The sequence below is a fragment of the Uruburuella testudinis genome (genome assembly GCF_022870865.1).
Taxonomy (GTDB): domain Bacteria; phylum Pseudomonadota; class Gammaproteobacteria; order Burkholderiales; family Neisseriaceae; genus Neisseria; species Neisseria testudinis.
Map to the genome: position 1 here is coordinate 863551 of NZ_CP091508.1, position 12556 is coordinate 876106.

The window sequence follows — 12556 nt, forward strand, 5'->3', positions numbered from 1 at the left end:
CCGCAGGTTTGCTTCATTGTGCTTTCCGCTACCATCATTTTCAGACTGCCCATTATTCAAGCCTTGCGGCTTGTGCCCTCTCCCTAACCCTCTCCCACGGGAGAGGGAATTCGGTTGCTGTTGTTTTTGCTGTTGCGGTGTTTGGGTCAGCGTTTGTTTTCCTGCCAATCTTACTCACTTCAGCCACCGGGCTCCCTCCCCTGTGGGGGAGGGTTGGGGAGAGGGCGGCAAACCGCAGGTTTGCTTTATCGCGCTATCATCATTTTCAGACGGCCTGACCGTTATTCAAGCCTTGCGGCTTGTGCCCTCTCCCTAACCCTCTCCCACAGGAGAGGGAACTCGGTTGCCGTTGTTTTTTGCCGTTGCACGTTTTTGTCGTTGCGCGCTTTGACCTACGTTTGTTTGTCCCACCAATCTCACCGCTTCAGCAACCTAGCTCCCTCCCCTGTGGGGGAGGGCTGGGGAGAGGGCGGCAAACCGCAGGTTTGCTTTATTGCGCCATCATCATTTTCAGACGGCCTGACCGTTATGCAAGCCTTGCGGCTTGTGCCCTCTCCCTAACCCTCTCCCACGGGAGAGGGAACTCGGTTGCTGTTGTGTTTGCCGTTACGCGTTTTTTGCCGTTGCGCATTTTGGTCGGCGTTTGTTTTTATCGCCAATCTTACCGTTTCAGCAACCTGGCTCCCTCCTGTGGGGGAGGGCTGGGGAGAGGGCGGCAAACCGCAGGTTTGCTTTATTGCGCTTTCCACTATCATTTTCAGACGGCCTGACCGTTATGCAAGCCTTGCGGCTTGTGCCCTCTCCCTAACCTTCTCCCACGGGAGAGGGAATTCGGTTGCTGTTGTGTTTGCCGTTGCGTGTTTTTTGCCGTTGCGGTGTTTGGGGCGGCGTTTGTTTTTCCCGCCAATCTTACCGTTTGAGCAAGCTAGATATCCTGCCCATTCGATTGATGGGTGGTCTTTGCTTCTGAAAACGCATCTACCGTTTCAGTAAACCTCGCAAGATGTTCAACTTTACTGCGTTTTTTGCTTGGCATCTGCATTTCCAGAGGCAAAAATCCCCTCATCAACAACACATCAGGATACCCTGGGGTATCCTGATGTGTTGTTGATGAGGGACAAAAAGCGCTCATCAATCGAATGGTCAGGAAGCCCTAAGGCTTCCTGAAAAGCTTATTTGCCCAATGCGGCCAAGACTTGTGTTTTCACGCTTTCAACTGCTTGCGTGCCGTCGACTTTGATGTATTTCGGTGCGTGTTCGCCGCTCAGTTGGCTGTAAAAGCCCACCAGCACTTCGGTTTGCTCGTGGTAAACGGCCAGGCGTTTTTGCACCACTTCTTCTTTGTCGTCATCACGTTGAATCAGCTCTTCGCCGGTTACATCGTCTTTACCTTCTGTTTTGGGCGGGTTGTGGGCGATGTGGTAGGTGCGGCCTGAAGCCAGGTGTACGCGGCGGCCGCTCATGCGGTTGACGATGACTTCGTCGGGCACGTCGATTTCTACCACAGCATCCAAATCCACGCCGGCTTCCACCATGGCTTCGGCTTGTGCGAGTGTGCGCGGAAAGCCGTCAAACAGGAAACCGTTGGCGCAATCGGCTTGGGCAATGCGCTCTTTTACCATGCCGATGATGATGTCGTCGCGCACCAGGCCGCCTTCATCGATGATTTTTTTGGCTTCCAGCCCCAGCGGTGTGCCGGCTTTGATGGCGGCGCGCAGCATGTCGCCGGTGGAGATTTGCGGGATGTTGAAGGCAGCAGTGATGAATTGTGCTTGAGTGCCTTTGCCTGCGCCGGGAGCGCCGAGCAGTAATACTTTCATGTGTGGTTCCTTAACAATGTGGAAAAATATTAAATGGGAAGCGTATCTGCTGAGATGATATTAATACGTTTATAGGCCGTCTGAAAAGCTTTATGCCGTCATCAAAATAATTTGACTGCATTAATTTCCCCCGATGTCTGCATATATTATCAGGACGCCCTAATCTTGAGCAGTATTCGGCACGGCTTCGTGTTGCATCTTGCAGCGGACAATCTGCTTCATCACAAAATAGCCGGAAGGCATCAGCACACCATTGTTTAGCAGCAGATTTTCATGGAAGCGGCTATCGCCCGGTGCTCCATAGCGATAGCCGTGCGGGAATCATTTGGGCGCAACTGCTTATCAATAAACCAATGCGGCAACCATGGCTTGATTTATTTTCATCTGAATCGTTTATTTCACGCTGGTCTGAAACACTTCGCGCACGCGGTCTAGATCTTCCTGCGTGTCTACACCGGCGGCGGGTGCTTCGGCGGCGATGTCTACGGCAATCTGATGGCCGTGCCACAACACGCGCAGTTGTTCGAGCGATTCGATGTTTTCCAGCGGCGATACGGCCATTTCGGCATAGCGTTGCAAAAAGCCGGCGCGGTAGGCATAAATGCCGATGTGGCGCATCGGTGCGGCTTGTGCCGGCAGTTCGCGCCGGCCTTCGCGCATCGGATCACGCGGAAAAGGCATCATGGCGCGGCTGAAATAGAGCGCGTTGCGGTTTTTGTCGAGCACCACTTTTACCACGTTGGGGTTGGCGAATTCGTCGAAATCATGAATTTCGTGGGCGGCGGTGGCCATTTGCACATTGTTTTCCACCAGCACTTCGGCGGTGCGGTTGATCAGCTGCGGGTCGATCAGCGGCTCGTCGCCCTGCACATTCACCACGATGGTGTGGGCGGGCAGTTTCAAGGCGGCGGCGGCTTCGGCCAGGCGGGTAGTGCCGCTTTCGTGGGTGGCGGCGGTCATCACCACTTCTACGCCGTGCGCTTCGCACTCGGCGGCGATATCGGCATGGTCGGTGGCGACCACCACGCGTTCGGCCGCACTTTTGCGGGCTTGTTCGGCCACGCGCACCACCATCGGTTTGCCGTGGATGTCGGCCAGCGCTTTGCCCGGCAGCCGTGAAGACGAGAGGCGGGCGGGAATCAAAACGGTAAACGCGGTCATGCGTGCAGCTCCTCTTCACTCAATGCGCGTGCTTCGTTTTCGAGCATAAACGGAATGCCGTCTTTAATCGGGTAGGCCAGCTTGCTTTGGCGGCACCACAATTCTTGTTGCGCTGGTTTGTATTCGAGCGCGCCTTTGCAGACGGGGCAGACGAGGATGTCTAAAAATTTCTTTTCCATGCGGTTTCTTTCTTTATTTCAGGTTCAGACGGCCTGCAACCCACGCCGCCAAATCAGGTTGGATTATCGCACAAACCGGCAATACCCACACATTATCGGCATCAAAATCCGCCAGTTTCACCGCATCTTTTTCGGTAATGATAACGATATCGGCTGCGGGCAGGTCGGCGGGTGTGATGGCGGCGTGGTCGGGCAATGCCAGGGTTTCGTGAACGGTGATGCCGATGGCGGCCAGGCTTTGGAAAAAACGCTCGGGCTTGGCAATACCGGCCACAGCCGCTACGCGCCGGTTTTTCAGACGGCCTGTATCCAATAATATATCGGGCCGGTGCAGGCGGTAAATGCGGCCGTTTTCAATATGGCTGGTGAAAATGTTTTCAGACGGCCTGAAATAAGCCTTGTCAATATGGCCGCGACAGCCGCTGACCACTACCGCATCGGTGCTGTGCAGGCGCGACAAGGGCTCGCGCAGGCCGCCGTTGGGGAGCAAATCCAAATCGTGCCGGCCTATGTCGGCGGCGGGAAATACGGCGATTTCGATGTCGCGCTGCAAGGCGTAATGTTGCAGGCCGTCGTCGGCAAGCAATAATTCGATGTGCGGATGCGCGGCCAGCAGGGCTTTTGCTGCTTCGGCACGGCGGCTGCCCACTGCTGTGGGTGCGCCGGTTTGGCGGTAGAGCATCAGCGGTTCGTCGCCGGCATCGGCGGCGGTGCTGGCGCGGGTTAATACATGCACGCCGCTGTTGCGGCGCCCGTAGCCGCGGCTGATGATGCCCACTTTGATGCCGCGCGCCTGCAAAGCGGCGGCCAAGGCGGCGGTAATCGGCGTTTTACCCGTGCCGCCGGCATGGATATTGCCCACCACCGCCACCGGCACCGGCAGTTTTTCACGCTTCAGACGGCCTGTTTGATATAAATACCGGCGCACCCGGTAAACCGTTTGAAACAGGCGCGACAACGGCCGCAGCAATGCTGTGAACAGCGGTTGCGGTTGTTGCCAGTGGCGCTCGATGATTTGGTGCGGTTTGCGCATGAAGGGTTCAGACGGCCTGAAAATAAAGATATTACCACAAGCGTATCAACAGCCGTCTGAAAAGCCTTATAATCGACGTTTTCTGTTTTGATGATGTTGCCCGCCATGTCTGAACTTTTTGCCCCTGCCGCCGTTTCTGTATCCGAATTGAATGCGTTGGCCAAAAACCTGCTTGAACAAAACCTGTTCGGCCTGTGGGTGGCGGGCGAAGTGTCCAACCTCACCCGTGCCGCCAGCGGCCATTATTATTTTTCGCTCAAAGATCAGCGCGCGCAGGTGCGTTGTGCCTTGTTTAAAGGTGCCGCCGCCAAACTGGCCGCGCCGTTGAAAGAGGGCGACCATATCGAATTGAGCGGCAAAATCAGTATTTACGAAGCGCGCGGCGAATTTCAGATTACGGTCAGCGAAGTGCGCCTGAAAGGGCTGGGGCGGCTTTATGAAGCGTATGAAAAGCTTAAAGCCCAATTGCAGGCCGAAGGGGTGTTTGCGGCCGAGCGCAAACGGCCGCTGCCGGCTCATCCGCGTGTTATCGGCATTGTAACCAGCACCGCGGCGGCGGCCTTGCGCGATGTGGTGTCGACTTTAAAACGGCGGGCGCCGGAAATCCCTGTGATTGTGTATCCCGCGCCGGTGCAGGGTGCGGGCAGTGAAATGCAGATTGCGCAAGCGGTTCAGACGGCCTCGGAGCGTGCAGAAGCCGATGTATTGATTGTGTGCCGCGGCGGCGGCAGTATTGAAGATTTGTGGGCATTTAATGAAGAAGTGGTGGTGCGGGCGATTGAGGCCTGCACCATTCCGGTGGTCAGCGGTGTGGGGCATGAAACCGATTTTACGCTGGCCGATTTTGTGGCCGATATGCGCGCGCCCACCCCCACCGCAGCGGCTGAATTGGTCAGCCCCAACCGTGCCGAATCGCTGCAAAAGCTGCGGCAGCTTGAAACGCAATTGAAAAATGTGTTGCAGCAGCGCTATTACGATGCCAGCCAGCGCTTCGATTGGCTGACACGCCAGCTGCGCCATCCGCAGCAAAAGCTGGACGAACAGAAATTATCGGTGGCGGCGGTGCAGCAAAGCCTGCGTTTTGCCATGCAAAACCACCATCGCTTCAACAGCCAGCAGCTTGCGCAGCAACGGCAAAAACTTGCCCACCTGCGCCCCGGCGTTACGCATGCGGCCAATGAGCTGGCGGCTTTTCAGACGGCCTTGAAGCAGGGCTGGCAGGCTTTATTCACGCAGCGCTGCCGGCAGCTGGAAAAACAGGCCGCGCTGCTTGAAGCGGTGTCGCCGCAGCAGATTCTCGAGCGTGGGTTCAGCGTGGTGAAAAACAGCCGCGGGCAGGTGGTGCGCAGTGCGCATCTGTTAAAGCAGGGGCAGAAGCTGCACATTGTGTTTGCCGACGGCGAAACCGATGTGCGCGTTACCCGCGAACAGGCGCAGCCGGATTTGTTTGATTATTCGTGATGCGGGTTTGATTGAATCATGCAAAGGCCGTCTGAAAGCATTTTCGTTCAGACGGCCTTTCGTTTATTGATTGCAACACATCAGCGCGGATACAGCGCCACCATGGTTTCGGCGGCTTGCACGCATTCGGCGGCGCCCGCCACCAGGGCGATGCGCACATAGCCGGCGCCGGCATTGCCGTGTTCGGTATCGCGGGCGAGAAAGCGGCCGGGCAACACCTGAATCGCGGCTTTTTGCCACAGCGTTTTGGCAAAGGCCAAATCATCGCCGTCGGGCACTTTCAGCCAAATGTAAAACGAAGCATCAGGCATCTGCACATCAAACGCTTGTTGCAGAATCGGCACGACTTTATCAAATTTTTCCTGATACAGGCGGCGGTTTTCCGCCACATGGGTTTCATCGTTCCAGGCGGCGATGCTGGCGCGCTGCACCGGCACGCTCATGGCGCTGCCGTGGTAGGTGCGGTAGAGCAAAAAGGCTTTCAGCAAAGCGGCATCGCCGGCGGCAAAACCCGAGCGCAGGCCGGGCACGTTGGAGCGCTTCGACAGGCTGGTAAACATCACGATGCCTTTGTTACCGCGCCCCAATTCGGCAGCGGCTTGCAGGCCGCCGATGGGCTTGTTGCCGCTGAAATAGATTTCGGAATAGCACTCGTCGGAAGCAATCACAAAACCATAGCGGTCTTGCAGGGCAAACAGCGCTGCCCAATGCTCAAGCTGCATCACGCTGCCGCTGGGGTTGTTGGGCGAACACACGAATACCAGCTTGGTGCGCTGCCAGGTTTCTGCGTCGATTTGCGACCAGTCGGGCAGGAAATCGGGCGCGTGGCAGTCGGCAAAACGGATTTTTGCACCGCCCAGCAGCGCCGCGCCTTCGTAAATCTGGTAAAAAGGGTTGGGGCTGACCACGATGTCTTTGCCGTCTGAAGTCGGGTCGAGCACCACTTGTGCAAACGCAAACAGTGCTTCACGGCTGCCGAGCACGGGCAGGATTTCGGTGTCGGGGTTAAGCTGCAAACCATCGTAGCGACGGGCTGCCCAATCGGCGCAGGATTGGCGCAATTCGGGCAATCCGGCCGAGAGCGGGTATTTTTCCAATTCGCTTAAAGAAGCCGTGAGCGCATCGGTAATCACTTTGGGGGTGGCATGTTTGGGTTCGCCGATGTGCAGCGGCACGGGCGTGATGCCGGCGGGCGCGTCAAGGCCTTGCATGGCTTCGCGCAGACGGGCGAAAGGGTAGGGTTGCAATTGGTTGAGTAGCGGATTCATGCGGTTTGTATTCTGAATGGTTCAAGCGGCTATCTTAACATTTTTAGCCTGCCCGGCGTGTTTTCTGATGATAAAAAGGCCGTCTGAAAAACTGGATTGCGCTTTCAGACGGCCTTTGCAAGGTTGGGCGCCCCGGCCCTGAATCAGGCTTGTTTTTGCAGCGGCATTTCCAGCGGCATTTCGCCGCTGAGCAGGTAATGCACGGTTTCTTGCACGCTGCGCAGGGTTTTGCCGAAGGGCAGCGGGTCTTTGCCGCGGAAAAAGAGGCCTTTGTCGACTTCGCCGCGCCAGGCTGCGGCCAGCTTCAAATCGATGCAAAACTGGCCGACTTTTTCGAGGCCGTCGCGCAGGCCGCAAACAGAAAGGCAGTTGATGCCTTGGGTGCAGCGGCGTTGGTCGGCTTTGGCGTTGGCCTGTAGAATGGTTTCGCGCTTCAGGTAGCTTTCGAGAAATTTGGTTTTTACGCCGCGGGCAGGCAGGCCGGCAACGGACATAAATTCCACCACTTGTTCGGTGTCGGCACCGGCGAGGGTTTTTTTGAAATTGAGATGCGCATCACCTTCGTGGGTAACGGCAAAGGCGGTGCCGATTTGCACGGCGGAGGCGCCCCAGTCTTTCAAGGCCGTCTGAATTTTTTGGAAGTTGGCCATGCCGCCGGCGAGTACCAGCGGAATTTTTTCGCCTTCCAGCCCCAGTTTTTTGAACACTTCAAACGTTTCTTCAATCACGCGCTTGAATTCGAATTTTTCGTCGTTAACGCCGTCTACCGTCATTGCGCCGAGGTGGCCGGCGGCGTGGGCGGGGTGTTCGATAACGATGGCATCGGGCAGCACGCCTTTTTTCATCCAGCGTTTGAGCACGATGTTGATGCCGCGCGATTCGGAAAGAATCGGCAGCAGGGCGATATCGGGATAGCCTTCGGCCATTTCAGGCAGGTCGAGCGGCAGGCCGGCGCCCATCACGATGGCATCGGCGCCTGATTCGCAGGCTTGGCGCACCAATGCCTGATGGTCTTTTACCGCTTTCATCACGTTGACCGCAATCATACCGCGGCCTTCGGAATCGGCTTTGGCTTTGGTGATTTCGCGGTCGAGCGCGATGCGGTTGAGTTTGTCGTATTTGGCTTCGGTGGGGTTGATTTTCGATTCGGCCAGCAAATCATCGTGCAGGTGGCGCAAATCGACGCTGGCAATAGTGCCGACGCCGTTTTCGCGGGCCACGGCGCTGGATAATTTGGATGCGGATACGCCTACGCCCATACCGCCTTGCACAATCGGTATCAGTGATTTGCCGCGGATAATCAGAGGGTCGAAGCTGTGTTGCATGAGGGGTTTCCTTTTGTAGCTTTATATATTGATGTGTGCTGTGTGGTTTAATTTCAGTAGGGATTATACTCTAAAATTTGTTGGAATTAGAGTAGAACTATAGTTTTTTTGCCAACAAGCTGTAAAATTTGGTATGTGTTTAATAATAATTTTATAAAACAAATATTTGCTTCTGGTTTGGGGTGTGGTATACAAGTCGGCGGCATGGCATTTCTGCTCATCCGACTCACGGCCATTATTGCTTCTGATGGTTATTGGCGGCGTAAACAACGCCCGGCCTCTGCATTTTCCGGAACATTTGTTGCCGCGACGGTATTCAGCAAACTGTAGGCCGTCTGAAACTGTGGCGCCGCCCGGCACGGCAATATCGGTTGACCGGCCATTATAACCCGATGAGATGACAGGTGTTCGCGGTGTGGCGGCGGTGCGTTATAAAGCGGTTTGCCAGCTTAATTCGCTGCCGGAAGCGATTTGGGTGATTTCGTGATCGGCCAGGTTGACGGCGGTCAGCTCGCCGCCCCAAAGTGCGCCGGTATCGAGCGCGATAACGCCGTTGTTGTTGAGAAAGCCTAAGGCCGACCAGTGGCCGAACACAATGGTGTGGCTGAGGTTTTGGCGGTCGGGCGCTTCAAACCAGGCGCGCAGGCCGCTGGGCATGTCGGCAAGGCCGGCTTTGAAATCGCAGTCGATGGCGTTGTCGTAGGTGAGCGCGCGCATGCGGGTAAAGGCGTTGGTGATGACGCGCAGGCGGTCGTAGCCGCTCAATTCGGGCTGCCATTGGCGCGGTTTGTTGCCATACATGTGGGCGAAATAACCCTCGGCGCGGTTGCCGGAGAGCTCGGCTTCCACTTCGCGGGCGAGGCTTTCGGCCTCTTCGATGCGCCATTGCGGCAGCAGCCCGGCATGCACCATTACGTGCCGGCCGTGGCGCAGCATCAGCGGTTGGGCGCGCAGCCAGTCGAGCATTTTCCGGCATTCGGGGTGTTCTAAAATCGGCGTGAGGGTGTCGCTGCGTTTGATTCTGCCGTAGCCGTAAGCCACGGCGAGCAGGTGCAGGTCGTGGTTGCCGAGCACGATTTGCACGCTGCTTTCGTGTCGGATGGCAAATTGCAGGCATTGCAGCGATTTGGGGCCGCGGTTGACGATATCGCCGGTGAGCCAGAGGGTGTCGTTGCCGGGGTTGAAGCCGATTTTGGCCAGCAGCGCTTCGAGTTCGTCGTAGCAGCCCTGCAAATCGCCGATTGCATAATGTGCCATAAAAATTCTTTAATGCTTGAGGGGAAATGGTTTTCAGACGGCCTGTTTGTATCGCAAAGGCCGTCTGAAAAAGATTATGAGTTTAACACCAATACCGCTTCGGCTTCGACCTGCACGTTTTTGGGCAGGGCGGCCACGCCGACGGCGGCGCGGGCGGGGAAGGGTTGGGCGAAATATTCGGCCATCACTTCGTTGAAAACGGCGAAGTTGCCCAAATCGGTGAGGTAGGCGTTGACTTTTACGATGTCGTCGAGCGAGCCGCCGGCGGCTTCGGCCACGGCGCGCAGGTTTTTAAACACTTGGTGTGCTTCGGCACGGAAGTCGCCGTCGCCGACCACAGTCATGTCGGCGGGGTTGAGCGGGATTTGGCCGCTCATGTAAACAGTGTTGCCGGCGCGCACGGCTTGTGAGTAAGCGCCGATGGCGGCGGGGGCGTTGTCGCTGTGGATGATGGTTTTGGCCATAACGGGTTTCCTTCGGATAAGTGGTGGAACGATTATCGTATAAATCTTGGGGTTTGACTATGTTTCAGACGGCCTGATACCCATTCACAACAATCACCTAACAGCGTTGGCTCGCCTGAGCTCGAAGAGGACTGGTCGCTGAAGCGCCAAGTCAACCAGCCCCGTATGTGTGTACTGTCTTCGGCTCGCCGCCTTGTCAGCTTGCTTTGGTGAATGGGTATGAATGCTTGAGGCCGTCTGAAAGTTTACTGCATTCGGATGACAAGAAAACATTGGCGTATGCCGATTCATAAAAATAAGCTAACGGCGTTGGCCTGCTTTGTTGTGCTATCTGTGCTGTTTTCAGCTCGCTGCTTTGTTTGCTTACTTTGGCGAATGGGTATTACAAAAAACATTGCAGCAGATCATTTAAAAAACGTTTGCCCTGTTCAGACGGCCTGAAATAAAGCGGGTCTTTATCGAGCAGGCCTTTTTGCTGTGCGGTTTGAATTTGGGCGGCGATTTGGGCGGGGCTGATGCCGGTGCGCTCTTGCAGCAAAACCGAAGGCACGCCCTCGGCGAGGCGCAGCGCGTTCATCATAAATTCAAATGCCAAATCTTCGGCGGCGATGGGTTTGCGCCCGATGGCGGTTGGCGGATTGCTCTGCATGGCGGCCAGATAATCGTTGGGATGGCGGCGGCGGGTGGTGCGCTCGATGTGGCCGGGATAGGAAATTTTGCCGTGCGCGCCTGCGCCGATGCCGAGATAGTCGCCAAACTGCCAATAATTGAGATTGTGGCGGCAGGCTTGACCGGGCTTGGCAAAGGCGGAAGTTTCGTAGTGTTGGAATCCGGCACTCAGCAGCGCGGCATGCACCGCATCTTCAATGTCTTGCGCGGCTTCGTCGTGGGGCAGGTTCGGCGGCGGCGTGTGGCCGAAAGGCGTGTTCGGCTCCATGGTGAGGTGATAGGCGCTGATGTGGGCGGCACCGGCGGCGATGGCGGTTTGCACATCGGTTAAGGCCGTCTGAACGCTTTGGCTGGGCAGCGCATACATCAAATCGATATTCACTTTGTCAAACAGATTCAAGGCGGTATCAATGGCGGTGAGCGCTTCGTCGCGGTTGTGGATGCGTCCCAGCGCCTGCAAAGCGTGGTTGTTGAAACTCTGTACGCCGATCGACAGGCGGTTGACGCCCGCCTCTTTAAAGCCTTGAAACTTCTCTTTTTCAAAGGTGCCGGGGTTGGCTTCGAGCGTGATTTCGGCCTGCGGTTGCAGGTTGACCAAGGCGCGCACGCCGTTGAGCAGGCGGTTAATCGAGGCCGCTTGAAAAAGGCTGGGTGTGCCGCCGCCGATAAACACGGTTTCCACCGGCCGCCCCCAGATGTTGGGCAGCTCGGTTTGCAGGTCGGTCAGCAGCGCATCAACATAGGCGGTTTCGGCCAAATCGCGCTTGGCCTGATGCGAATTAAAGTCGCAATACGGGCATTTTTTTACGCACCACGGAATGTGGATATAGAGCGACAAGGGCGGCAGGGCGGTCAGTGTGCCGGGTTTTTGAAAGGTAATGGATGACATGTTTTCTTTATTGAGGCCGTCTGAACGTTTCAGACGGCCTTGGTGACTAGGATATCTTGGCCATTCGATTTATGGGTATTTTGCTCTTGAAAACGCATCTGTTGCGTTTTTCTGGCATCTGCATTTGCAGGAACAAAAATTCCTTTGTAAACGATACGTCAGGACACCCTAAGCTTGCGGATAGAGCCAATCGATTTTCTGTTTCAATTCAATTAAAGCCAAGCCGCGGTGGCTGATTTGGTTTTTGATTTCAGGCGCGAGTTCGGCGGCGGTGCAATCGTGTTGGGGCAGGTAAAAATGCGGGTCGTAGCCGAAGCCGTTGCCGCCTGCTGCTTCTGCTTGCCAAACGCCGCGCCAGATACCTTCGGCAATGATCGGCTGCGGGTCGTTTTCGTGGCGCACCAATACCAGCACGCAAACGTAATACACGCTTTGGTCGGCTTTTCCGGCCAGCTCGGCAGACATTTTGGCATTGTTGGCGGCATCTGATTTCGGGTGTTCGCCGGCAAAACGGGCGGAATAAATGCCCGGCGCGCCGCTCAGCGCATGGGCGCAAATGCCGGAATCGTCGGCCAGCGCGGGTTTGCCGCTGTGTTTGGCGGCGTGACGGGCTTTGGCGAGGGCGTTTTCGATAAAGGTAACGTGCGGCTCGGGGCATTCGGGCACGTCAAAATCGGCTTGCGGCAATACGCGCACGCCGCGCTCGGCAAACCAGCGGCCGAATTCTTTCAGTTTGCCTGCGTTGCCGCTGGCGAGAACAATTTCATCAAACACGGCGCGCTCCTTGTGCCGCCAAGCGGGCTTTATCGCGGGCGGCTTCGCGGGCATACAGCGCCAGAGAGCCGACTTGGCCGAAGACGGCACCAAAGGCAAACAGAAAACAGGCAACGGCGTATTGGCGGCTTTCGATAGAAAGCAGCCAGCTGCCGAGCAGAATCAGCGCCATAAATAACAGGGTAAACAGGGCGATGGCGATGAGATAGGTTTTGCGTGCGCTCATGGTGGGTGCGGGGTGGTTGGCCGGAGCGGC

Annotated in this window: 14 protein-coding genes; 2 read left to right on the forward strand and 12 right to left on the reverse strand. The window is 56.4% G+C overall.

Translation table 11 applies throughout. The annotated features are described in order from the left end of the window. Positions 1–485: 485 nt before the first annotated feature. Complete coding sequence (locus tag LVJ83_RS03900; RefSeq protein ID WP_244786493.1) at positions 486–770, forward strand: hypothetical protein; 285 nt, start codon at positions 486–488, stop codon at positions 768–770. A 155-nt stretch (positions 771–925) separates the two neighbouring features. Here the strand turns inward: LVJ83_RS03900 and LVJ83_RS03905 are convergent, their stop codons facing one another. The 5 genes from LVJ83_RS03905 to lpxK all read right to left on the reverse strand — a co-directional run bounded on the left by LVJ83_RS03905 (position 926) and on the right by lpxK (position 4193). Continuing rightward, positions 926–1066: a hypothetical protein gene (locus LVJ83_RS03905; RefSeq protein WP_244786495.1), complete on the reverse strand. Its 141-nt coding sequence runs from the start codon at positions 1064–1066 to the stop codon at positions 926–928. Positions 1067–1172: 106 nt separating this feature from the next. Next, complete coding sequence (adk, locus tag LVJ83_RS03910; RefSeq protein ID WP_244786497.1) at positions 1173–1820, reverse strand: adenylate kinase; 648 nt, start codon at positions 1818–1820, stop codon at positions 1173–1175. 393 nt (positions 1821–2213) lie between these two features. Beyond that, a complete protein-coding gene (kdsB, locus tag LVJ83_RS03915) occupies positions 2214–2981 on the reverse strand; it encodes a 3-deoxy-manno-octulosonate cytidylyltransferase (protein ID WP_244786499.1) in 768 nt (255 codons plus the stop codon). Next, entirely contained in the window at positions 2978–3160 is a 183-nt protein-coding gene (locus LVJ83_RS03920) for a Trm112 family protein (RefSeq protein WP_244786501.1), read from the reverse strand. The genes kdsB and LVJ83_RS03920 overlap by 4 nt, the downstream gene beginning before the upstream one ends. Positions 3161–3173: 13 nt before the next feature. Continuing rightward, complete coding sequence (gene lpxK, locus LVJ83_RS03925) at positions 3174–4193, reverse strand: tetraacyldisaccharide 4'-kinase (RefSeq protein WP_244786503.1); 1020 nt, start codon at positions 4191–4193, stop codon at positions 3174–3176. 105 nt (positions 4194–4298) lie between these two features. On the opposite strand from lpxK, the gene xseA reads away from it, so the two are divergent. Then, positions 4299–5654, forward strand: coding sequence for an exodeoxyribonuclease VII large subunit (gene xseA, locus LVJ83_RS03930; protein WP_244786505.1), 1356 nt, complete (start codon positions 4299–4301; stop codon positions 5652–5654). A gap of 80 nt (positions 5655–5734) precedes the next feature. On the opposite strand, the gene dapC is transcribed toward xseA, so the two are convergent. From dapC to LVJ83_RS03965, 7 genes are all read right to left on the reverse strand, one after another. Continuing rightward, a complete protein-coding gene (dapC, locus tag LVJ83_RS03935; protein WP_244786507.1) occupies positions 5735–6922 on the reverse strand; it encodes a succinyldiaminopimelate transaminase in 1188 nt (395 codons plus the stop codon). Positions 6923–7065: 143 nt separating this feature from the next. Next, positions 7066–8247, reverse strand: a complete 1182-nt coding sequence (locus tag LVJ83_RS03940; protein WP_244786509.1) for an NAD(P)H-dependent flavin oxidoreductase — start codon at positions 8245–8247, stop codon at positions 7066–7068. A gap of 429 nt (positions 8248–8676) precedes the next feature. Then, positions 8677–9504: a symmetrical bis(5'-nucleosyl)-tetraphosphatase gene (locus tag LVJ83_RS03945; RefSeq protein WP_244786511.1), complete on the reverse strand. Its 828-nt coding sequence runs from the start codon at positions 9502–9504 to the stop codon at positions 8677–8679. A gap of 74 nt (positions 9505–9578) precedes the next feature. Then, complete coding sequence (locus tag LVJ83_RS03950) at positions 9579–9968, reverse strand: RidA family protein (protein WP_244786513.1); 390 nt, start codon at positions 9966–9968, stop codon at positions 9579–9581. Between the two features lie 382 nt (positions 9969–10350). Further along, complete coding sequence (gene hemW, locus LVJ83_RS03955; RefSeq protein ID WP_244786515.1) at positions 10351–11526, reverse strand: radical SAM family heme chaperone HemW; 1176 nt, start codon at positions 11524–11526, stop codon at positions 10351–10353. Positions 11527–11694: 168 nt separating this feature from the next. Beyond that, a complete protein-coding gene (rdgB, locus tag LVJ83_RS03960) occupies positions 11695–12300 on the reverse strand; it encodes an RdgB/HAM1 family non-canonical purine NTP pyrophosphatase (protein ID WP_244786517.1) in 606 nt (201 codons plus the stop codon). Further along, a complete protein-coding gene (locus LVJ83_RS03965; RefSeq protein ID WP_244787644.1) occupies positions 12293–12526 on the reverse strand; it encodes an NGO_0222 family membrane protein in 234 nt (77 codons plus the stop codon). Before LVJ83_RS03965 ends, rdgB begins: the two co-directional genes overlap by 8 nt. Between the last annotated feature and the right edge of the window lie 30 nt (positions 12527–12556).